The organism is Sodalis praecaptivus, from assembly GCF_000517425.1.
Taxonomy (GTDB): Bacteria; Pseudomonadota; Gammaproteobacteria; order Enterobacterales; family Enterobacteriaceae; genus Sodalis_A; species Sodalis_A praecaptivus.
The window spans coordinates 348,546-372,208 of record NZ_CP006570.1 but is presented as its reverse complement, the minus strand read 5'-3'; the positions used below and the strand labels follow the sequence as shown (position 1 = coordinate 372,208).

General features: G+C 55.1%; 15 protein-coding genes and 1 pseudogene. 7 read left to right on the top strand and 9 right to left on the bottom strand.

Features of this window, described 5'->3' with window-relative positions; translation table 11 throughout:
* Positions 1–71 precede the first annotated feature (71 nt).
* Positions 72–992, bottom strand: a complete 921-nt coding sequence (locus SANT_RS22455; protein WP_025424474.1) for a LysR family transcriptional regulator — start codon at positions 990–992, stop codon at positions 72–74.
* An 853-nt stretch (positions 993–1,845) separates the two neighbouring features.
* Between SANT_RS22455 and SANT_RS22450 the strand changes: the two genes are divergently transcribed.
* A complete protein-coding gene (locus SANT_RS22450; protein WP_025424473.1) occupies positions 1,846–3,924 on the top strand; it encodes a prolyl oligopeptidase family serine peptidase in 2,079 nt (692 codons plus the stop codon).
* A gap of 26 nt (positions 3,925–3,950) precedes the next feature.
* Here SANT_RS22450 and SANT_RS22445 read toward each other — a convergent pair whose 3' ends face one another.
* Positions 3,951–4,301, bottom strand: coding sequence for a hypothetical protein (locus tag SANT_RS22445; protein WP_025424472.1), 351 nt, complete (start codon positions 4,299–4,301; stop codon positions 3,951–3,953).
* A 585-nt stretch (positions 4,302–4,886) separates the two neighbouring features.
* Between SANT_RS22445 and SANT_RS22440 the strand changes: the two genes are divergently transcribed.
* From SANT_RS22440 to SANT_RS22430, 3 genes are all read left to right on the top strand, one after another.
* A complete protein-coding gene (locus tag SANT_RS22440; protein WP_025424471.1) occupies positions 4,887–6,611 on the top strand; it encodes an FAD-dependent monooxygenase in 1,725 nt (574 codons plus the stop codon).
* A gap of 543 nt (positions 6,612–7,154) precedes the next feature.
* Positions 7,155–8,945, top strand: coding sequence for a glycoside hydrolase family 3 protein (locus SANT_RS22435; protein WP_025424470.1), 1,791 nt, complete (start codon positions 7,155–7,157; stop codon positions 8,943–8,945).
* Positions 8,946–9,046: 101 nt separating this feature from the next.
* The gene (locus tag SANT_RS22430; protein WP_148296394.1) at positions 9,047–10,318 is read left to right on the top strand and encodes a glycoside hydrolase family 10 protein; all 1,272 of its coding nucleotides are present in this window, start codon (positions 9,047–9,049) and stop codon (positions 10,316–10,318) included.
* Between the two features lie 240 nt (positions 10,319–10,558).
* Here the strand turns inward: SANT_RS22430 and SANT_RS22425 are convergent, their stop codons facing one another.
* The 4 genes from SANT_RS22425 to SANT_RS22410 are packed head-to-tail and all read right to left on the bottom strand — an operon-like array spanning position 10,559 to position 13,956.
* The gene (locus SANT_RS22425; protein WP_025424468.1) at positions 10,559–11,398 is read right to left on the bottom strand and encodes a metal ABC transporter permease; all 840 of its coding nucleotides are present in this window, start codon (positions 11,396–11,398) and stop codon (positions 10,559–10,561) included.
* Entirely contained in the window at positions 11,395–12,255 is an 861-nt protein-coding gene (locus tag SANT_RS22420) for a metal ABC transporter permease (RefSeq protein ID WP_025424467.1), read from the bottom strand. The genes SANT_RS22425 and SANT_RS22420 overlap by 4 nt, the downstream gene beginning before the upstream one ends.
* An 8-nt stretch (positions 12,256–12,263) precedes the next feature.
* Positions 12,264–13,073: a manganese/iron ABC transporter ATP-binding protein gene (locus SANT_RS22415; protein WP_025424466.1), complete on the bottom strand. Its 810-nt coding sequence runs from the start codon at positions 13,071–13,073 to the stop codon at positions 12,264–12,266.
* Positions 13,066–13,956, bottom strand: coding sequence for a metal ABC transporter substrate-binding protein (locus SANT_RS22410; protein ID WP_162149620.1), 891 nt, complete (start codon positions 13,954–13,956; stop codon positions 13,066–13,068). The genes SANT_RS22415 and SANT_RS22410 overlap by 8 nt, the downstream gene beginning before the upstream one ends.
* A 518-nt stretch (positions 13,957–14,474) precedes the next feature.
* Here SANT_RS22410 and SANT_RS22405 point away from each other — a divergent pair.
* Positions 14,475–15,869 carry a lytic polysaccharide monooxygenase gene (locus SANT_RS22405; RefSeq protein ID WP_025424464.1) on the top strand — a complete coding sequence of 465 codons (1,395 nt, stop codon included), beginning with the start codon at positions 14,475–14,477 and terminating at the stop codon, positions 15,867–15,869.
* Between the two features lie 95 nt (positions 15,870–15,964).
* Here the strand turns inward: SANT_RS22405 and SANT_RS22400 are convergent, their stop codons facing one another.
* Positions 15,965–16,192, bottom strand: a complete 228-nt coding sequence (locus SANT_RS22400) for a hypothetical protein (RefSeq protein WP_237234708.1) — start codon at positions 16,190–16,192, stop codon at positions 15,965–15,967.
* A 157-nt stretch (positions 16,193–16,349) separates the two neighbouring features.
* Between SANT_RS22400 and ppk1 the strand changes: the two are divergent.
* Positions 16,350–18,404 (top strand): annotated as a pseudogene (gene ppk1 / locus SANT_RS22395) (polyphosphate kinase 1); the annotation flags it as partial.
* Between the two features lie 331 nt (positions 18,405–18,735).
* Here ppk1 and SANT_RS22390 read toward each other — a convergent pair.
* Positions 18,736–19,683, bottom strand: coding sequence for a bifunctional helix-turn-helix transcriptional regulator/GNAT family N-acetyltransferase (locus SANT_RS22390; protein WP_025424461.1), 948 nt, complete (start codon positions 19,681–19,683; stop codon positions 18,736–18,738).
* 811 nt (positions 19,684–20,494) lie between these two features.
* Here SANT_RS22390 and SANT_RS22380 point away from each other — a divergent pair.
* The gene (locus SANT_RS22380) at positions 20,495–20,950 is read left to right on the top strand and encodes a hypothetical protein (RefSeq protein ID WP_025424459.1); all 456 of its coding nucleotides are present in this window, start codon (positions 20,495–20,497) and stop codon (positions 20,948–20,950) included.
* A gap of 273 nt (positions 20,951–21,223) precedes the next feature.
* On the opposite strand, the gene SANT_RS22375 is transcribed toward SANT_RS22380, so the two are convergent.
* Positions 21,224–23,485 carry a metallophosphoesterase family protein gene (locus SANT_RS22375; RefSeq protein ID WP_025424458.1) on the bottom strand — a complete coding sequence of 754 codons (2,262 nt, stop codon included), beginning with the start codon at positions 23,483–23,485 and terminating at the stop codon, positions 21,224–21,226.
* Positions 23,486–23,663 lie beyond the last annotated feature (178 nt).

Genomic DNA, 23,663 nt, shown 5'->3' with positions numbered 1-23,663 from the left:
ACGGTGGGTAATGCCGGGCGGGTGGGGAACCCGCTATGGCGCCGTTCGTCCGTGCCAGACGAACGGCAACGTCAGCTTGCCGCGAGCGCAGGTTCGCAAAGACGGGATGCCTGCTGCCAGAAAAGCTCCGCATGGGGATGGCGCAGCACCGGCTGGCGGTAGAGACGGATATCAAGCGTCATATCCCAACAGCTCTGGCCGGCGCGCGTCAGTTGTCCACCGCGCAGTTCCTCCTTTATGAGGCTCTCCGGCAGCCAGGCGACGCCGCTGCCGGACAGCACCATCGCTTTCAAATTAATTGACATGCCGTTTTCATAAATTGGCTCGAGCGGAAGCGGCCGGCGCGCGAGCAGACGCGCGAGCGCATGGGCAAAGAAGGAATTTTGACCGTAGCTCAGCCAGGGGATTGGGTCGGCGCTCTGGCCAATAGGATAGAGCGGTTTGCCTTCGCTGTCGGGGCGGCAGACGGCGATGGCGCGCTCCTGTCCCAGCGACAGCATAGGGTAGGGCGCCAATTGCTGAATGAGCGCGACCGAGTCGTGAGCGTAGGTCAGCAAAAAATCTGTTTCCCCCGAGTGCAACAACGATATGTGCTCGACAAAGGTCGGTTTTTGATCGCACAGACGAATAAAACGGGTGTGGTTGGAACGATTGACCTGATTAATCCACTCCGGAAAAAACGTTAGGGAAAGCGTATTCAGCATGGCGAAACGCAGCACTGACGTGCGTTTTTGGTAACGCTGGTGCAGGTCGTTACGCATATGGGTCAGCGCGAACAGGGTTTCGCTGGCGGTGGAGAGAAAGGTCTGCCCTTCGGGCGTAAGCGTTATCGGGTAGGTATTACGGTTGAATAGCGGCACCCCCAGCCATTCCTCCAATTGTCGAATGCGTCGGCTCAAGGCGGATTGCGTGATGTGTCGCTCATCGGCAGCGCGGGTAAAGCTGTAGCAACGTGAGACACTCAGAAAATCTTCAAACCATTTCAGCTCCATAGCGGGTCACCTGTCAGGTTGAGAAATGTGTGTTTTCGGTTGAACAACAAACCGCACGCAAGAAACGCGCCAGAGTGGCAAGGTTCGCCATCGCGCCGCGGGCGCGCGTTTAGACGGGGCAACGGGGCTAATGACGGTCACGATGCCGCTCAAGGGCCCAGATGTGCACTGGCGTGGTGCGCCTGGCGCGCGGGGGGAAAATTACATCACGCCATGCTAGCCGCGCTGTTTGCGCGCCTTGGCCCTTTGTGCAGGGTTGCGATAAGGCAGTGGGATGTTACCTTTGCCCCTGCCTCAAAGAGCAAAATTGAATTCGCCTCCGTGTCGGCGAAAGGGGCAGATCAGCAGATCATGATGATGAAGCAGCCACAATGAATAATGACCTCATCCTACTCAGCCAAACAGATAATAAATTGGCGGCTATTGCCCAGGCGATAGCGACCCTGCGAGAAAGATTGCCAGCAGGACGAAGCATCACGCATACTCTCTAGCGCGGGCGAAAGACAAATATCGCGTTGTCGAAAGATTTTACCCGGCGGTGCTATTTTCGTGGCAAAGTCCCTTTTCACACCACCGCCGTGCTCAATGCGGGATAAGGGATAATGCCACCCAAGACGCCTTTCTTAGCGCTTGTCGGAAAATGCCGTCTGGGATGGCAGCGCCGGCGGTTGTCGCTACTGCCCTTAAGCACGTTTCCCGCGACGCCGCAGGTCAGGATCGACCTCACCTATTGAATTAGCTATGTCCGAGGTTATCCCGAAGTGAGGTATTAGCCAGGCGCTTGGATCTGCCGGTTATCCCTTGACGCCAATGTATTCACTTTAGTGTATCAACCTCAGGAGCCGTATTCACCATGACGTCACTATCCAACTTCACCCCCGCGCCCAACGCCGCTGCCGGTGATGAATTCCTGTGGCTGGAAGATCTTCGTGGCGAGGCCGCGCTACGGTGGGTAGCGCAGGAGAATCAGCGCACCCTTGCGCGTTATGCGCAAGGGCCGCATTTCCCCGGGCTGGAACGGCAGGTAATGGATATCCTGAATAAGGACACCCGGATCCCCTGGGTCAGCAAGCTCGGGGGTGACTATTATAATTTCTGGCAGGACCAGGCCAATCCGCGCGGGCTACTGCGGCGCACGACGCTCCAGGAGTACCGCAAAGCCGAACCGGTATGGGAAACGGTGTTGGATATCGATGCATTGGGCAAAGAGGAAGGCAGGGAATGGGTGTATCGCGGTTCGCAGTCGTTGGCGCCGGCATACCGATATAGCCTTATTGCGCTGTCGCCGGACGGCGGTGACGCCGTCGAATTCCGCGAATTTGACCTGATCGCCAAGCGCTTCGTGAAAGAGGGTTTTAACGTGCCTTTGGCTAAAAGCGACGTGTCGTGGATCGATAAAGACACCGTGTTCATCGCCACGGATTGGGGACCCGGCTCAATGACCCAGTCGGGTTATCCGCGCATCGCCAAACGCTGGCGGCGCGGCACGCCGCTGAGCGCGGCCGAAACGGTGTTCGAGGCGCGGCCGAAGGATCTGGGGGTCTTTGCCTACCACGATCGCACGCCGGGTTTTGAGCGCGATTATGTCGGCCGCAGTCTGGATTTTTATCGCCGCGACAATTACCTGCTGACTGCACACAACCAGCAAATCAACATTGCCATTCCGTCGGACGCCGAGTTCAGCACCCACCGCGAATGGTTGCTGATAAAGCTGAGCAGAGCGTGGGTGGTGAACGGGAAACGCTATCCTGCCGGCGCGTTATTGGCGGCGAACTTCGATGATTTCCTGGCGGGAGACCGGCGATTGCAGGTGTTATTCACACCCCACGGGCAAAGGGCGTTAAGCGATTACGAAAGGACACGCGACCATCTTATCCTTATTATCATGGAAAACGTGGTAAGCCACCTTGAAGTGTTGACGCCGCGGTGCGATAGCTGGCAGCGACAATCGCTGGGCAATCGGTCAATGCTCAGTACGCTTTCCGCCGAGGGCATTGATGAGGAAAGCAATAATTACTTTATGACCGTCGAAGGCTTCCTTCAGCCCACCTCGCTGCATCTGGGCAATCTCGACGGTGACGGCGTGGAACGGTTAAAGCAGGGCCCCCACGACTTTGATCCCGACCGTTACCGGGTCAGCCAGCACTTTGTCCGTTCCAAGGACGGGACCTCAATACCCTACTTTCAAATAGCGGCCAAGGATCTCCAGCTGAACGGCAGCAATCCCACGCTGCTGTACGGTTATGGCGGCTTTGATGTATCGCTGTTGCCGCACTACTTGGGCAGCGACGCGCCTTGCTGGCTGGAGCGTGGCGGGGTGTATGTGGTCGCCAATATTCGCGGCGGCGGCGAGTATGGTCCCGCCTGGCATCAGGCGGCGCTCAAGCAAGACCGCCACCGCGCCTTTGAGGATTTTGTCGCGGTTGCGAAAGATCTCATTGCGCGCAAGGTCACGTCATCACCGCATCTCGGCGCGCGCGGCGGTAGCAACGGCGGCCTGCTGGTGGGTAATATGCTGACGCAGTATCCGCAGCTGTTCGGCTGCATCGTCTGCGAGGTGCCGCTTTTGGATATGCAGCGCTATACGTCGCTTTCCGCTGGCGCATCGTGGATTGCCGAATATGGCGATCCGGACGACCCGGCGCAATGGCACTATATCAAAGCCTTTTCGCCGTACCATAATATCAAGGCGCAAACTGCTTATCCGCCGGTGCTGTTTTATACCGCTACCAGCGACGACCGGGTCAACCCGGCTCACGCGCGTAAAATGGCGGCGCGTATGCGGCAAATGGGCCACCAGCAGGCGTATTTCTATGAAAACACCGAAGGAGGGCACAGCGCCGCGGCGGACAAGAGACAAGCCGCGTTCCACAGTGCGCTGGTCAGCGAATTTCTCTGGTCCAGCTTAAACCGCGGCACGCCGGAAGCGTAGGCATTACCGGCCTGCGTCAGCCATATTTACTGGCAGCATGCCGGGGAGAAGGTTTGGTGACCGCGTCCTTCCCGGCATTTAAACGTCGTGGCTTGGGTGTCTATTACCCATACGTTATTTTTGCGATGTAACGTGAATACGGTCTTCTCTATGGCGATGGCGTCATCCGCCAGGTCTTTCTCAATTTCAATCGTCGCTGCGGTGGGATTTTCACCCAGCGCCGTCTGCGTGATGCGTAGATTCCCCGGTTCGAAAAAATAGCCTGCATCCATGGCATTGATGGCTAATTTAATGAGCGGTAATGCGTGTTCCTCATTATTTGCCCATGCCGCAAAGTGGCAGAATAATAATATAAGAGCAAAAAATGCTGGCTTCATTGCGCTGCTCCCTCCTGTATTCTTTACTCGAAAGCCTGTGTCGTAACGCATTATTGATGTGCATTCCCTTAGCGCCAGCATAGCATTCATGGCCAGTTCGTCATCTTAGAAACTCTCTTTTATTCTCTCAAATCTAAAATTTTCTTATCAATCCACGGTTCGGTTTAGGCCGGTTAGACCTGTTTTTTGGATCGAGGACCATCCGGGTTGACAAGGTCAGACGCCTAATCGCCGTTCGACAGGAAACGCTTAAAATAGGTCTGCCCGCCGGAGGCAAAGAAGAATGTAGTCGCCTAAGCGACCAGCGGAGCCTGTCTCAGGGCATCCGCGGTTGACGGGGGGTTAATTATTATTCGTCGCGAGAGTCCCGGGAGCGAAACCCGACATTGGCTCAATAATACCGCAGCGACAGGCTTCCTCCACAGGGATAGGCTATAACTATAGTTATATTAATAATGATCCAGAAAATTATGGCGACAATCATTATCATGAAGTGATCCCGTGCCCGCTAACGCGCGGCGACAAAGGCGAGCCGCAGCTAGCGCCTGCCGACCTGCGCAGAATTGACGTCAAAGGAGCGTGATAATGCAACACACCGATTGTGATGTCGTGATCGTGGGGGCGGGCCCGACGGGGTTAATGGCCGCCTACCTGCTTCAGCGCTGTGGCGTCCGCTTCCGCATTATCGACAAAGCCCTGGCCCCCAACCGAGAATCCCGCGCCGCCGTGATGTCGGCCCGCTCGCTGGAGCTTTTTGCCTCGCTCGGCCTCAGTGAGACGTTATTAACCAAAGGCATCATGACGCAACAAATCGATTTCCACCTCTCGGGCCGTCGCAAGGGTGGACTGAATTACGATTTGTGCGAGATAAATGACACCCCTTTTCCCTTTATTTTGATGATCCCGCAGTCTGCAACGGAACAGACGTTGTTGGACGCCCTTGCCGCCGGCGGGGCAGAGGTTGAACGCGGCGTCGAATTAGTGGGGCTCACCCCCTCCCAAGAAGGGGTGGACATCGAAATAAGCCAGAATGGCGAATTATCACGCTTACGCGCGGCCTATGTACTGGGAGCGGATGGTGGCCATAGCAAAGTGCGCCATCACCTGGCTCTGCCGTTTACCGGTGCGCCTTACCCGCAAAATTTTCTGCTCGGCGATGTTCAGGTGAACTGGGAAAACGGCCATGATCATTTCCGTATCTTTATGCATGGCGAGCGCATCGGCCTTTTTCTGCCGCTGGCGGGCAGTGGTCTTTCACGCGTCATGACGACCGACATTGGCGCCGCAGATAACAATCTTAACGGCGACGGCGATAACGACACGCGTTACGCTGGCCACGATAACCATAACGTAAGCGCTAAAGAACGGGACGACGGCGAACCGGCAGCGCTTGAACTGGAGGAACTACAGCGCGCGTTTTCCTCCGCGGCGCAAGTGCCGGTCACGCTGGGCAATGCGCAATGGCTCACAAAGTTTCGCACCCACCATCGCTGCGTGGATCATTACCGCATCGGGCGCATTTTTGTGGCGGGAGACGCCGCCCATATCCACTCCCCGGCGGGGGGGCAAGGAATGAATACCGGGCTACAGGATGCCGCCAACCTGGCCTGGAAACTGGCGGCGGTCTTGCAACATGACGCGCCGGAGAGCCTGCTTGAGACTTATGAAAGCGAACGCCTGCCCGTGGCGCGCGATACCATCGCATTCACCGACAAACTCTTCAGCCTGGCCGCGGGGCAGAGCGGCTGGCGCGCCCGGCTGAGGGATGCGCTAGCGCCGGTCGTGGTGGGGCCGGCCTCTCGTCTTGGGTTTGTGCAGGCAAAAGCGTTTCGCAAGTTTGCTCAGCTTGATATTCGCTACGGCGAAAATCCTTTTCTTGCCCCACCAGGCTCCTCTGATGCCCCCGCCAGGCCGGGAATACGGGCTCCAAATGCTCAGCTCAGCCGGCATCAGGATCTGTTCGATGTGTTGGCCGGCTATTGTTTCCATGTACTGGTTTTATCCCGCAGACGGCTGTCGCCCCCGCAGGCGGCCGCTGTTCTGAAATCTCTGGCGAGCTTGGCGAGTGAAACCGTTAAAACCGCGCTGGTGGCCCGTTTGACGGTCGGTATCCACCCGGGAGTGGAAACGGTCACGGGCAAGGATGTTTTTGTCCGCTACGGCTTAGTCAACGACACGGCGCAGGCCGTACTGCTGATCCGCCCGGACGGCGTCATTGCCTGGCGTGGCGATAATGATGACCTTTCGCCGCTTATCGCCTTCCTGCAACGGTTCTCTGCTGCTGAGGGGAGCTCTTCCCCCTCGAGTTGAATCCCCCCCGGCGCGCCAGTCTGGGCGCCTCCATCGCCTCCATCGCCTCCATCGCCTCCATCGCACACATCGCACACATCGCACACATCGCACACATCGCACACATCGCACACATCGCACACATCGCACACATCGCACACATCGCCTGCTCGCGGCGACAGCAAGCGCTTATATCGCGCTGGCGCCATTACGACTCCACTCATTTTCCGGCTCGCTGGGGCCTGTAAACGCGCGTTTACCCACCTGTCGCGCCGCGGCCGTCAGCGGCATCTAGCGCTCCTTTGCGGTGTTGCCAAGTCGAAGCGCCATACCGTTATGCCGGCGATATAACCACAGCTAATTGGCGCCAGGAGGATGAATCAATCATGCAATTAATTCACTTATTCAGCTATATTTTCAGAAATCGTTGATTGGCTGTTTAATTTAAAATAAACCTTATGCATCCGAAAGCAATACACTTACGTAATGACCCTGCGGGGGTGTATTTTAAACGACATTCTCTTTTTGCTTAGCATGCCGTGTAACTTAATGAGGAGCGCATAAATGGACATTAAACAGAAAATCGGCGCAATGACCCTGGAGGAAAAAATCGGTCAAAAAATCATGCTTGATTTCCGTTATTGGGATGCCAACGGCAACGGTAAGCGGGACATGATTGCTCCAGACGAAGCCATAGCAAAGATAATTCGCGATAACGGTATCGGCGGCGTAATCCTCTTTGCCAACAATTTACAAAATAAAGCACAAATACAGACGCTGACGGACTGGTATGCGGGAATTCATACCGGCGGCGATATTCATTTATTTATCGGTACGGATAATGAAGGTGGAAACGTATTTCGCCTTCCCCGCAGTGAATACGTTGCCTTTCCCGGTAATATGGCCTTGGCGGCAGCCTGGCTGGGCGGCGCCGATAAGGAACTTGCCCGCGAACAGGCGCAACATATGGCAAACGATCTGCGGGCGTTATCGATCAATGTCAATTTTGCGACGGTGGTTGATGTCAATACTAATCCGTTTAACCCTGTTATCAATGTCCGTAGTTTCAGCGATGACGTTACAACCGTTATCTCGCTGGCGGAAAGCATTCGCGCGGGCATGCACCAGCAGCAAATGATTACCGTTTACAAGCACTTTCCGGGCCATGGCGCTACGTCGACCGATTCGCATACCGCCCTGCCGCGGGTTGACCGTGACCGCCAGGAGGCGTTCGCAATCGATATTGCACCTTATCAGCACGCCATCGCCAGTGATACGCCGCCGGAGATGATCATGACGGCGCATATCCAATACCCTGCATTGGACGACACCCGGGTGCGTAACCGTAACGGCGTGGATATTACCGTGCCCGCCACGATGTCACGTTGCATCCAGACCGACATCCTGCGTAACCAATTGGGTTTCACCGGCGTGACATTGTCGGATGCGCTGGATATGGGCGCCATAACCGATCATTTTAACCCGGATGACGCCCTTGAACGTGTGTTTACCGCCGGTGTTGATATCGCCCTCATGCCGGTCAGCGTCGCTGCGCCTGCCGAGGCTCAACGCCTGTCGCAACTGATTGCGCTGATGGCGCAAAAGGTAAAACAAGGGGTTATCAAAGAGGAAGACATTGATGCCTCCGTTGCGAGGATCTTAACGCTAAAGCGGCGCTATCACCTGCTGGAAAAGGGAAAGAAAAGGGCGCCGCAGCCTGCCGCCGATGGACAGGCGCTGGAAAAGCGCATCAGCGATCGGGCGATTACCGTCGTCATCAATCAGCAATCGACGCTGCCTTTAAAGGACAAAACCCAACGCTTTTTTGTGCTGACGCCGTGGGCTGAGCAGGCCCAGGGCATTGCGGCGGTAATGGCACAAGAAGGGTATCGTACGGTGGAGGCGGCGAAGGAGACAAACCTGACGGAGGCGGAGATCAAAGCGCGCATCGCGCGCTGCGACGTTTTTATGCTCGGTACGCTCTCTACCGCCTTTTCGCCGGTGGAGAGTGCGGCGTCGCCGTATAAACCCCAACCCGATGAGACCAGCGATCGCTACCTTGCCTGGCTGCGCTTCGCGGCGGCGCAGGGGAAAATACGTCTCCATTTATCCCTGCGGGCGCCTTACGACATTGTGAACTTCGCCGAGGAGGTGGACGCAGCCGTTGCCTCTTACTCCTATTATGGCTATGACAACGGCGTTTGGGGCAGCCATGCCATGATCTCGCTGGCTGAAGTGCTCATCGGTCAGCGTTCGCCGCAAGGGAAACTGCCGGTCAATACTTGGCATCATTATGATGTAAAGACCAATAGCGGTACCCTGGCTTACCCCCGCGGGTTTGGGCTTAGCTGGTAACAATAACGGAATGGCTGCCGCCGCGTTTATCGCGGCCAATCTCATGATGAATGACATTCATGCTTTGAATCAGGGAGACAATAGTGCGGAGTGACAAAGGAATGGTACGTTGGCTGATAATCCTCGTATGGCTGGGGTTACTGGTCGGCTGTAGCAATAAACGTGCGGCGGAGCGCCTGCCGCCGTTAACCAGCAAACCTCAGGCGTCGGAAATGCGCGGCGTCTGGTGGACGACCCTGTACGGGCTTGATTGGCCCGGGCCCTCGACGCTTGATGCGCCCAATGACGCAGAGCGCATTCGACAGCAGCAAAACGCGCTGACGGCCAAGTTGGACAATCTGGTCAAGATCGGGGTTAACACGGTTTTTTTTCAGGTCAAGCCTGATGGTAACGCGCTTTATCGTTCCGAACTATTACCCTGGTCGGAAGTCCTCACGGGAACGGTTGGCCGGGATCCGGGCTATGATCCGCTGGCGTTTATGCTTGCACAAGCGCATAAAAGAGGTCTGAAAGTGCACGCCTGGCTCAATCCTTACCGGGTTACCCTGAATACCCGGCCAGAAACCGCCGCCGCGCTGAATGCCACGCTAAGAACATCACCCGCCAGCGTTTATGCGCTCCATCCTGACTGGATACGTATCGCCAGCGGCCGCTACGTTCTGGACCCCGGCCTGCCCGAGGTGCGCAATTGGGTCGTCAGCGTTGTCACTGAATTGGTCAAAAATTACCCGGTGGATGGGGTGCAGTTCGACGATTATTTTTACTACGAAACCCCCGATTCCCGCCTGGATGATGATGCCACTTACCGGCTGTATGGACAGGATTTTAGCGATAAAGCCGATTGGCGGCGCCACAATACCTTACTGATGATTCAGCAGGTCTCCCAGGCAGTAAAATCCCTTAACGCGCACGTTGCCTTTGGCATCAGCCCTGCCGGCGTCTGGCGCAATGCGGCGGATGATCCCCGCGGTTCGGCTACCCAAGCCGGGGGGCCTGCCTATGATACTGCTTACGCGGATACCCGGCAGTGGGTACGGCTGGGCCTGCTGGACTACATCGCTCCACAGCTGTATTGGCCGGTGGCGCGGCAGATAGTCCGGTATGATGTGTTGGCAAACTGGTGGTCGGAGGTCGTACGCCCTACCCACACCAAGCTGTATATAGGCGTCGCGCTTTATAAAATAGGCAGTCCCACGAAAGTCGAACCGGATTGGGGCGTGGAGGGCGGGGTAGCGGAGTTAAAAAAACAGCTGGATATTAACGACGCCTTACCCGAGGTCAACGGAACTATTCTGTTCAGCGAAGCCTATCTTAGCCGGCCGCAGACCGCCGCCGCGGTGGACTATCTGCAAAGCCGGTGGCGGCCTGAATAGGAAGTAACTGAAATCCACATCGCCCTACCGTTACCAGCAGGGTCATTGTAACGCATATTGCCCCGCCGTTGCCGGCAGGGCCATTGAGGGGCGTGACCCCGCCGTTGCCGGCGGGGCCATTAAAGGGCATGACCCCGCCGTTGCCGGCAGGGCCATTAAAGGGCATGACCCCGACGTTGCCGGCAGGGTCACTGGTGGGTACGGCCGCGCCGTTTTCGGCAGGGCCGTGCCCGGTGGGTGTTAGGCCGCATAGCGGACACGGTAACTATGCACCCCCTTGATAAGGAAGACCGCGGCAAACATCAGGGTGAAGAACAATACGATGGTCGCCCCCGGCGAGCTATCCAGGAAGAAAGAAACGTACACCCCCAAAAAGCCGCCGGCGACGGCGATGGCCACGGAAGCCAGCATCATCGACCAGAATTTTTTGGTGATAAGGAAAGCTATGGCCCCTGGAGCAATCAATAACGAGACGGACAAAATGATCCCGACCGCTTTAAGCGCTGCTACGATTGTCAAGGCAAGGAAGCAGAGCAGGCCGTAGTGCAATAGGCGCACATTAAGGCTGGAGGCTTTGGCTTGCACCGCGTCAAAGGTTTGCAGCAGCAGATCTTTCCATTTTACGGCGATGAACAGCACCGTAGCGGCGGAAATGACCGCCGCCTCGATGAGATCATCCGCGCCAATTCCCAGCATGTCGCCAAACAAAATATGCTGCAAATGGAGCGTGGACTGCACTTTGACATACATCACCAGCCCGACGCCAAACATACCGGAAAACACGATCCCCATCAGCGTGTCGTGCTTAATGCGACTATTGTTTTTCAAAAAGCCGGTCGTCATGGCGCAAACCAGACCGGCCACGAAAGCGCCAACCGCCAGTGGAAGCCCGATCATATAGGCGATGATGACGCCCGGAAATACCGCATGACTCATGGCGTCCCCCATCAGCGCCCACCCTTTTAATACCATCAGGCACGACAGCAGTGAGGCGGGAACGGCGATAAGAAGCACAATCAAGAACGCATTATTCATGAAAGCAAAATGAAAGGGCATCAGCAAAGTGTCTGTCAGGCTCATCCTTTTTTCCTTAACTCGGTGCGAGCGCGTTTACGGGAGGCTAATAAGCCGTGCCGCGGCGCCAAAACGAATGCCAGCAAAAAGAGGAGGGTTTGCAGCGAAACGATCAACCCGCCGGTAGCGCCGTCAAGAAAGTAACTGCTGTATGCGCCCACGAAACTGGTTAGCGCGCCCATAGGCACCGACACCATCAGCAAACGAGGGAAACGATCGGTCAGCAGCCAGGCGGTGGCGCCGGGCGTCACTATCATGCAAATTACCAGAAAGGCGCCGACCGTCTGGAGCGCGGCGACCGTCGAAGCGGCCAGCAGAGTGAAGAACAAACACTTCAGCCCCACCGGATTAATCCCGACGGAACGCGCATGGTTTTCATCAAAGAATACCACCATCAGATCTTTCCACTTCACCAGCAAAATGGCCAGCGAGATACAGCCGATGAGCGCCAATTGCATAATATCGGACGGCGCAATCACCAACAAATTGCCCAGCATGATCGTCTCGATATTCATCGCGGCGGGCCGCAGCGACAGCATAAATAGCCCGAAGGCGAAGAAAGATGAGAACGTCAACCCGATAATGACATCCTCTTTCAGCTTGGTGCGTTGATTGATGAATAGCATGGCCGAGGCGGCCAGACCCCCCGATAAAAAGGCGCCGGCCGATAACGGCAACCCCAACATCTTGGCGCCGGCGACGCCTGGAACAATTGAATGCGATAGCGCATCCCCCATCAGGGACCAACCCTTCAGCATCAGATAACAAGAAAGAAAGGCGCAAACGCCCCCCACCAATGCGGAAACCCACATCGCATTGCACATATAGTCATAGGTAAAGGGCTCAAGTAGTACGTCAAGCATAACTGTCCTCAGCCGGCCTCTGGCGCCAACACATTATCGTCCCAGGAGAGCTGATGAAGCGCGCCATCAAAGGCGCGCTCGATATTGGTCCGGGTAAAGATCTCCTGCGTCGGTCCGCAGGCCATCACGGTTCCTTTCACCAGGACGGTCATGTCGCAAAACGTCGGTACCGAGCCGAGATTATGAGTCGAGACCAAGATGGTCCGGCCCTCATCGCGCAGTCCGCGCAATAGGGTGACGATCTGTTTTTCGGTCTTCAGGTCCACGCCTGTAAAGGGTTCATCCAATAAGATCAATTGACCATCCTGGGCGATGGCGCGCGCCAGAAATACCCGTTTCCGCTGGCCGCCGGAGAGCTCGCCGATCTGCCGCTTTCGCAGCCCGCCCATAGCGACACGCTCCAGGGCGCATTCCACGGCATCTTTGTCCGCCTGACGCGGGATGCGCATCATCCCCATATGGCCGTAGCGTCCCATCATCACCACGTCCTCCGCCAGAACGGGGAAGTTCCAATCCACTTCTTCCGATTGGGGAACGTAGGAGACGAGATGACGTTTCAACGCCTTAGCGGGGGGATGCCCCATGACGGTAATTTCGCCGCTGGCCAAGGTGATAAATCCCATGATCGATTTGAATAAAGTCGACTTGCCGGAGCCGTTAACGCCCACCAGCCCGGCGATGACCCCGCGTGGGATGGCAAATGTCGCCTGTTTCAATGCCAGATGGCCGTTACGGTAAATCACGGTCGCTCGGCGGACGTCAAGTGCCGTTTCGCCGGCGGGCGAAACGGTGAGTGCGGCATCGATGCGGTTAGTCATGCTTAACCCCGGCGGTCATGCCTTCCGCCACGGTATCTGCCGTGACGCGCAGCAGGTCAAGATAAGTGGGGGTCGGACCTGTGGGCTCGCTTAATGAATCCACATACAATACGCCGCCATAATGTGCGCCGGTTTCGCGGGCCACTTCACGCGCCGGTTTATCGGAAACGGTGCTCTCGCTGAACACCGCGGGGATCTGGTACTTTTTGACGGTATCGACGACTTTGCGAATTTGCTGCGGGGTGCCTTCTTGATCGGAATTGACCGGCCAGAGATACAGCTCTTTCAAGCCAAAGTCGCGGGCGAGGTAGGAAAACGCGCCTTCACTGGTCACCAGCCAGCGTTGCGAGTCAGGAATTTGCGCCAGCTTTTCTTTGACCGGGGCGATTTCGGCGGTGATTTTATGCTTATAGAGTTCCGCATTTTGCTGATAAGTTTGGCTGTGAGCGGGATCGTATTTCACTAGCGCATCACGAATGTTATTGACGTAGATAATGGCATTATCGGGAGACATCCAGGCGTGCGGATTGGGTAAACCGCTATAGGGGCCCTCGACGATCCCGATGGGAACTACCCCCTGCGAGACGACAACGTCGGGCACATCATGCAGCTGCTGATAAAATTTCTCGAACCAACGTTCCAGATCGAGTCCATTCGATAGCAATAATTGAGCTCCCTGGGTACGCTGAATATCGCCCGGCGTGGGTTGGTATTCATGTATTTCCGCCCCGGGCTTGGTGATGGATTCGATGTCAGCCGCATCACCGGCGACGTTTCTTGCCATATCCGCAATGACGGTAAAGGTAGTGACGACTTTGAATTTATCCGCAGCGGCGGACGATAACGAGGTCAGCAGCAGCGATAACGTTACGGCGGAGACCATTATTTTTGCTTTGTTTTTCATAAAGTAGCGATTTCCTTGAAGGCGTTTAACGGGGCAGATTGCAAACAGGCGCTAGCATAAGGGGTGGTCGACATTATGTAAATGCTAATGATAACGATTATCATTAGCATGTATGTTTCGTTGTGGTTCCGTTTAACTTTTCTTTAGCCGCCAGGCTTTTGCTTCCCGCGCCCATGCCACGCTGCTTCATGAGCCATGAGCCATGAGCCATGAGCCATGAACCCTTGACAACCATGCGGCATATTTATAGGCCCGCTATTATCTGCCGCCAGACGTCATCATCCGCCCAATTGTTTGTCAACTTACGGCACAAACGTCTTTCATGGCGTTCATCATTAATTATGAAATAAATTGTCATTGCTTTATTCAATTGCACATAACTTCTTTTTTTGTTGACGAAAAACAAGGGCGTTATGCGCAAGCGCGGCAAGGGTGAATGCTATTCCACCTTACCGTCAGTCGTTTAAAACAACCACGCCAAGGAGGCGGATTTAATAATGTCAAAAAAACTCAGCGTGAGTAAATATGCCGCTCAGCCGGCGGTACGCCATGGGCATGTTCCTACCCCTGCCTCGCGTGCTTATTTCGCCTGGCAACAGGGAAAACTGGATTCGGGGCAATTAAACCAGCGCGAAGCGGGTAAATTTTTTCCCGCCGTTGCCGCGGGTCTTTCCGATCCCGTCGCGCCAACGGACGTCAATAATATGGTACCGCCGCCGGACGGCAAAATTGCCAGCGCCAACCAGGGTAATGGCGAATTCCTGGATGAGCCCGGCACCCATTGGGAAAAACATCAAGTCGTGGCCGGTGAGCTGCTGACCTTTTCCTGGTCTTACAGTGCAAAGCACCTCACCCGGCGCTGGAATTATTTCATCACCCGCCAGGACTGGGATCCCAACGCGCCGTTAAGCCGTGCCCAATTTGACACCCAGCCTTTTTTTAAAGTCGAGCTGACCGAGCAGCCGTTCTGGAGCAATGGCACGGCGCTTACCCCGCCTGAACCGACGGTACATGAGGTGATGCTGCCGCAGCGTTCAGGCTACCACGTCATTTTAGCCGTATGGGAAGTGGCGGATACTGGTAATGCGTTCTACCAGGTCATCGATGTGGATTTCGTCGACGGTGATGATAACGGCGACGATAACGGCGACGATAACGGCGAGACTACGCCCGTTGCGCCTAACGGACTGCGCGCCACGGAGATCACCAGTAATGCCATTACCCTTGCGTGGAATAGCACCACCCCGGCTGCCGGTGAATATCGACTTTATCGCGACGGCAGCCGTATTTATGCGGGTACTCAGCCGGGCTTTATTGACACCGGACTGGCGGAAAATACGCCCTACAGTTATGCCGTAAGCGCGGTGAATGCGCAGGGCGTTGAATCCGCGCAGAGCCAGGCATTGCTGGTGACAACGTCGAGCCAAACCTTGCCCGATTCTCCGCCGGCGGCGCCGAAAAATCTGCACAGTATGGGGGTAAGCGCCGACGGCGTGAGCTTGATGTGGGGGGCGTCAGCCGACGCTAACCGGATGGGCAATTACATTGTCTATCGCGATGGCGTGGCATTGATAACCCTGCCGGTTTCACAGCTAAGCTATAACGATACCGGCCTTGCCGCCGGCACCACGTATCGCTACTACGTCATCGCTAGGGATGTATCCGGCCAGGTCTCTGCGCCGAGCAATACGCTGACGGTGACCACCGACGACAACGATGAGGGACAGCCGGGGAATTACCCGGAATGGAAACTGATGACCTCTTATACTCGCGGCGATAAGGTCAGCTATCGCGGCAAAGATTGGGAATGTCTGCAAAGTCATGTCGCTTACACGGATTCCTGGTCTCCGGGGGGAGAAGATTATCTGACCCTGTGGCGGCCGTTAAGCTAACGTTTCGCTCTGGCAAGTGGACGCAATTTGTGTCCACTTTATTTTTTCCGGTTCGGTAGCCGCTGTCTCGATAAAGGCTGACGAGGCGGGCGTCATTAGGTCTGATTCGGCGGGAGGGTATATTTCTTAAGCGAGATGACAAAATGCCGATGATTTTTTTTAATTTTGGCGCCTCGTTCACACCAATATGAGGCGAAATGAAAAAATTCATCGCTGGTGAGTTCAAATCCCAGCTCAACATGTTTAACCAAGCCTGCGGCCAACAGCCGCTCTGCTTCTTCCAGGGATGAGACCAGGACAGGCGTCATTGTTTCTTTTACCATTTTGTTTGCTGATACCGTCTAAACGATATGTCCGTTTCATTTCATTAAGATGACAGAAATGTCGCGCCCGCGCTTTTTTTCCCTACAACCGACACACAACCGTCATATAAAAACTCAATAATTACTGCCTCTAGCCCTACTGTGTTATGAGGTCGTTGTGCATTCAGAGCGTTATGTGGATAAAGAACTCAGCTGGCTCGCTTTTAATGAGCGCGTCCTGCAAGAGGCTGAAGATGTCACTAATCCCTTGGTCGAGCGAATTCGTTTTCTCGGCATTTATTCCAGCAACCGTGATGAATTTTATAAGATCCGCTTTGCCGATCTGAGGCGAAATCTTCTTATCAGCGCTGCTCAGGGCAAAGACGAAGGCTATCGACGATTATTGGCTGAAGTGAAACATAAGATTGCGAAAAATAACGAGAAATTCGATAGTCTTTACCATGATTTGCTGCGAGAACTGGCTAGAAACCAGATTTTTTTGCTCAATGAGCGCCAATTATCTGAACCGCAGCAGCATTGGCTGCGGGACTATTTTCAACAAACCCTGCGCCCGCTCGTAAGGCCTATCCTTATCGACCAGGACACCAACTTGGTCACTTTCTTGCGTGACGATTCAACCTACCTGGTGGTGAAAATGACGCGGGACGAGGCGGTAAATTACGCCCTACTGGAAATCCCATCAGACAGGACTCCGCGTTTTATCACCTTGCCCGCCGACAGCGGTTCACGCCGGCGAAAGCCCCTTATCATTTTGGATAATGTGATAAGACTGTGCCTTAACGATATTTTTGACCCGTTTTTTGATTATGACGATATTCATGCCTGGTCGATGAAAATGACTCGGGATGCGGAATTCGATCTTTCGTTTGAAATGGATACTAGCCTGCCAGATTTGATGTCCTCTGGGCTAAAACAACGGTTAAAGGCGGAACCCGTGCGTCTGAGTTATCAACGCGACATGCCGGCGGACATGCTCGCTATGTTGCTCGATAAACTGGGCATAGAAGATCACGATTCAGTGATTGCCGGGGCGCGTTATCATAACTTTCGCGATTTTCTGAAGTTTCCCCATATGGGTAAGAGCCGGCTTATTAATAAACCGCTGCCGGCGCTGGCTCACCCGCATTTCGCTGGTTACCGCAATGTGTTTGACGCCATCAGCGCCCGGGATATTCTATTGTATTATCCTTACCATACGTTCAAACATACCTTGGAGATCTTGCGCCAGGCGTCATTTGACCCGCATGTGCTGGCCATCCGGATCAATATCTATCGGGTGGCAAAACAATCTCGGGTCATCGAATCGATGATTCATGCCGCCTGTAATGGCAAAAAAGTCACCGTCGTGGTGGAACTGCAGGCCCGATTTGATGAAGAGGCCAATATTGAGTGGTCGCGGCGGCTGAAGAATGCGGGCGTACACGTTATTTTTTCGATTCCAGGGCTTAAAATCCATTCCAAACTGTTCCTAATCAGCCGCCTGGAGGAGGGCAAACTGGTACGTTACGCTCATATTGGCACCGGTAATTTTAATGAAAGTACCGCGAAGTTATATACCGATTATGCGTTGCTGACCAAAGATCCTCGTATCACCGGGGAAATTCGCCAGGTATTTAATTTCATCGAAAATCCCTATAGGCCGGTGTCGTTTCACTGGTTGTTGGTAGCGCCCCTGAACATGCGTAAGGGGCTATATCGTCTGATCGATGCGGAAATGGCCGCGGCGAAAACCGGCGCGGCGGGTCACATCAAGCTGAAATTGAACAATTTGGTCGATCAAGGGCTGATTGAGGAATTGTATGCCGCTTCCGCCGTTGGGGTATCGGTCTGCCTGCTGGTCAGAGGGATGTGCTCATTGGTGCCTGGCGTGCCTGGCGTAAGTGAAAACATCAAGGTAATAAGTATCCTGGATCGTTTTCTGGAACATGATCGGGTGTATTTATTCGGTAACCAGGGGCACCCGCGGGTGTTCATCTCGTCGGCGGACTGGATGACGCGTAATGTCGATCACCGTATTGAGGTCAGCGTGGAACTGCTGGACAACGATATCCGCCAGCAGGTTATTGCGGTGCTCGACCTGTTATTCAGCGACACGGTGAAAGCGCGGGTCGTGGATCAGGCGATGAGCAATCGCTACGTGACGCGCGGGCGCCGCCGCAAAACCCGCGGCCAGTTGGCCGTTTATCACTATCTGGCCGAATGGCCACAGGCGGCCAGAGCGCCAAGCGTATTGCCCGCGATGCCGGCTACCTCGTCGGTTGTCGTTCCGCCCGACGCGGACGACACGCCGAGCGCCGCACGCAGGCGCCGAGGACAAGGAGGCTGACCCACGTGGTCAGCGCCGCTTTTCAGCAAACACACCGCGATGGGTCGGACGCCGTGGCGGCATAATATTGATGAGAACGGCCTTAATCCACGATCATTACTCGGCCTGAGGTATAGTTATTGCTGCGTATTCTCGTCCTGCTATCGTACGGCCTTCGTTCGACCGCCGTACCCGATGTGCGGCAATACCCCATCAAAGGCTGATTAGCGTCGTGTTATTATCGTAGCGGTCGCGCTGGGTCGTTTTCGGTTTGCCGGCGGGGCGCGCACCTGAGGCTGTCCCGCGGCAGCTGTTTCTCGAACCAGTGATGGGCATAAGGATTGGTATTATAGGGTGCGATTTCCCGGAAGCCATTGCGCGCATAGAGCGCGCAGGCTTCCGTCAAGCTGCGATGTGTGTCTAGCCGCAGGGTCGGCACCCCTGCCGCTGCGGCCTGCGTTTCCAGCGTCGCCAGCAGCCGCTGCGCAATGCCAAGACCGCGCGCCGCGGGGTCAACCCACATGCGTTTGATTTCACCATAGCCGCCGTCGACGATTTTCACCCCCCCGCAGCCGACCGGTGTGCTGTCCAGAGTGGCAATATGGAAATAACCCGACGGCGGCGTGAGTTCCTCCGGCTCGGCGGAGACGGAGCGAGCGGGATCAAATCCTTCTGTAAAGCGCTGTGCAAGCTCCTGAAAATAAGCGTGAATACAGGCCTGCGCCTCGGGGGAAGCGGGATCGGCTGGGGCAATCGTTACCGCGGCCGCGCGTAAGTAGCGCTCCACTTCTCCCACCGCCATAAGTAGCCGGCCACGCTGGCGATCGCTGAGCGGCGTTAGGAGCGAATCGATCCGTTCGTTTGAGCGTTGGTCAAGTTCTTGCCATACCTGCAACCCCGACGGGGTTAACTCGACACGCTGTACGCGTCCATCCCGGCTGTCCCGCCGACGGATCAAGAGCTTTTCGGTTTCAAGTATACGCAGCATGCGGCTGAGATAGCCGGAATCGAGCGCCATGCGCAGCCGCAATTCGCGTACCGTGGCGCCGGCAGGGCCGATCTCGAAGAGCAGCCGCGCTTCACCAAGCGGACGGCCGCTGCTGAGGTAATTGTCGTTAAGCACGCCGAGCCGGAGGGTGAGCATCCGGTTGAAACGGCGCATCAGTTGAATATGTTCATAGTTCATTGCCTGACTTTAGTCAGATAAATGCAATAAAGCAATGTTTTTTGGCGGCACTTGCCTGTCACTCCGTAGCGTGACGAGTTGACGTAACGCTAGTCGCCGCGTGCAGGCCCTACCGCGAAGGGGGGAAGTCTGCGCAAACATGCTCTGTCCGAGCATTTATATTCCCTGATGGCGAAACATAATGAGGTAAAATTAGCATACCTTGGCTATTCAAAAAGGCTTAACAATATAATCGAGAACGAACCAGCCAATGGTTGTTGCAAAAGCAGGGTGGGGCTATGCTATTTTCCTTGCAAGGGCGCAGGCCAGGCGTTTTGTTTCTTTCGGTCATCAGATTGGCTGGCCGTGCCGCTAATAAGAGAATTAAAAGCGGCCTGTCGTTATGACCCTTGGCGGGGAAAACGTCAATGGATAATAAATTAGCGGCGTGACCGATGCTTGAAAAGACGTTGGCGAAAGCAATAATGCCGGGCGCCGCGACCCTTTTGGCCGTAATGACCTACGCCGGCGGTGTCTATTTCCAGCAGAAATTAATCTTGATGCGCGCGCGTCACATTTTATACGCCGGGAATAATGCCCTGGCCGAGCATTCGCTATACAAGCAAATATCTAATCTTTGCTTTCACTATCCCCTCACTCTTCAGCGGTAGGCTAACGTTCATAATGAGAAGTACGGTTTATAGCGCAATGAACGTGTTACCGCCGTTATATGTCTTTCTTGCAGAGAGGTAAACACATGGCAACAAGGCGTCACCATCCTCATCAATCGCAGCGGCACACCACGGACACACCTTCTGAAAACGTCGGCGCCATGACCGAAAAAGAGGCTGTGAGGAAAAAAACGCGCCATCGACGCACTACCGCCGCTCGGGTAAGAGCGACGAAAAGGGCTAGATCGATCCCTATCCCCGAGCAAACGGCGGTTGACAATCCCCTTGCTGAAATAGTGCTGCCGGACGGGTCGGTTATGACTAATCCCTGGTGTTTCACCAAAAGTCTATTGGGCATGTTTCCCGGCTTCTTAATACTAAATTGTGAAAAACTGCGCACAAAGCCGGCTGAAAAAAAGGCGCCAGCGTTAACGCCAATCGAATCGATGGAAAATGATCACACTACGATGAGAGCGGTGGAGGTGGCCTCGGCCGCGGTGCTCGCGGCTGAAGCTGCCGCGACGGTCGCTGCGGTTGCGGCGGGGGCCGCCGTAGAAGCCGCGGGCGCGGCGATTGAGGCGGTAGTGGAAGCGGCGCAAGAAGAAACGTCGCTCTAACCGCCTCGGCGGGAGTAAGCCAGGTCGTGTGATCTTGCACTGAACAGCACGACCTGAACCTCATCGCCGACTCAACCCACTTTATGCTGTCGCCGCCAACGTAAAGGGGATGGATGCCGGCTGCGACGCGCAGGGCGACACCCGTCAAGGATATTACCCCTATGTTCACCGTGACTCCGCTCGGAAAGTGACGATTTTGCCACTAACAGACAGGCGGTAAAACACTCCCGCCAGGCAAGGCCTGGCCAGGCCTGGCTCACCGTAGCCATGACGCTACATCGCTGTGCCCATCAACAAGGCACCGCGGGCTGCAATGTCGTACCCATACTGGCCGTCGCAGGTAAAATGATCGTAATGTAACGCTGAACGCGTATTAAAGATGCTTGTGATCACAAGTGTGAAGTAATACTCTCCTGCTGGAAGAGGAGCCAATGTGTCAAATATCACTTTACGCTGTTGCGGAATAATGGCGCTCTGTCGCGCTATTAATTCTCCCTCCAGGTCTTGGCGGCGAACCTCTACGTGATAGTGCAGCTGTGGTGATGTGCTCTCATCATTGCGCCATTCTATCGTTAAGATGCCATCTTCATATTTTGCCGCCAGCGCCATGATTTTGGGCTTGACGATGGATGTGGGTTTGGCGGCGGATTGGCGAGGATAGACCGCCTGAGAGGGGTGCGTATTATTCAATTCGTCGCCGGCAGCGCGCTGAATATGGGCTTCAGGGGGCGTGAGCGCCGCAGCGCGATAAGGGGGATGAGCCACGGCGGCATTGTGGCGATGATAGGCCGGCTGCTCCCACTGGCCATTTGCATCCATACGCAAATGCAGCACGGCATGTCCGCTGTGGTTGACTTCGTCACCGGAAAAGCGGTCCGAAAGGCCGACAACATGATAGCCGCTGAAAGAGATATCCGCGCCGGGGACGCTGGCGCTGAAGTAGTGGGTCCATGTCCCATTTGCAAAGGCATAGCTGAACATGGCCAGATGGGTTCTCCGTTCACCGGCGACGTACCAGCGCCTTATCACGGTAGCGTAACGAATATCGGCATGCCATGGCATCGGATGCGCGATTCGCCGCCCCGTGTCATTTCCGCCTAAGGGGGTGGCAAGCGTATTCTCCGCCGACCATTCCAATTGAACGGCGTTTTCCGTCACGGACCTAGCGGTTGCTCCTTCGCCGATGATGCATAGCGCGTGACAGGGAGAAGAAAAATTGCCGATTATTGGGTCCTTCTGACGCTGGATGCCGGCAAAACCGCCTCTTTCGCCAAGATTGAAATAATATCCGCTGTAATCATGGTGTGCCTCATCGTCCCAATTTGGGGCATCGTGCTCCACATAAATAAGTTCGGCTTGGTCTTGGTTAAAGCATGCTGTGATGCCGGGTCCGCAAGTTGGCACAGCAACCTTTTCGCCGCCATTTACCCCCTTAAGTATATCTTTGCGCAACGCGTCGATCGTCTTCCAGACAGCCGCATCATAGAGTTTGTCACCGGGATACCCTTTCTGTGCGGTAACGGAGCGGCCTGGCAACGGCAGGTTATTTTGGTATACGCGATACAGCAAACGATCCGCTCGTGTGCGCCACGATTGCGCGATGTTATCCGGCCAGTTGGCGATCTTCTTCACTAACGCCGGCAGTTGGGGTAAGGACACCTTGTGGTGAAACGCCGCCAGCGGCTGATGTCGATAAAAATCCCAAGCTTCAAAAATCAGACTGTCGCTGTTTATCTTCAGTAGCCAACCTGTGCCCTTCCGTTCTTCCCCTTGCTCTGTCGCGGTCAGTGAGGGGACTTCCACCAGCGTGCCAAAGGAACGTTGCATTATTTCAATGGTGCCAAAACCGTTGTGCGTATGCCCGCTTATCACGACTAACTGCGGGTAATGTTCAAAAATATCTTTCAGTCTCTCATGATGATAACGCGAGATGTCGCAGAATGCCGTTTGCCGATGCGTAAAACTCAGCGCCTGAGGGATTATGACAAAGATAGGCCTATCAAGACGGGCATCCCAAGCCAGGCACCTTTGCAGCCAGTCCAGGGATTGTGCTGAGAGTGACATAGGTTCACTCCCTCCAGGATCCGAATTGAGCACAATAAAATGGTAACCGTTAAGCCAATAGTCTCCGCACTGGGTTTCGGGGTAGACGGGCGGTTTCGCCGTATGAGAGCAGCGGCCATAAGGAGGCAATAAATCGGGCTCGATAAGCGCATTTTTACCCCCGCGGACGCTCTGATTGCCCTGCATTACCACAGCATGACAACGCGGGTTTGACGCCAAAGCAGAATCGATAATCTGCCGCGTCCGTCGTGTTTGCGCCGGCTTGCCGGCCAACCCGCCGACGATGACGACCTGCCGAATAAGCTTATGCAGGCAGATATTCTCCAGGCACCGAGACAATAGGTGATAATCGTCATCACTCGTCGGGTGTATATCGCTGATAAGGGCGACTTGGGTGGGAAAAGCGTCTCTGCTTGGCCCTGCCTTCTCCCGATTATTGATCTTACCGCTGTTCGATTTTAGTATTTTCAACGCGAGGCACCTTTCGCCAGAGAGTGATGTTATCCCTGTTGTGGAGAAACATATTGACGGCAGGAGGAGGCTAACAATGCGTCAGCACTCTCCATCGGCTTGATTGTTGATCTGTTCATAAGGCTATCCTTTGGGATGGCGTTAGCAAAGGATGGCGTGTTGTGTCAGGCATAATCGA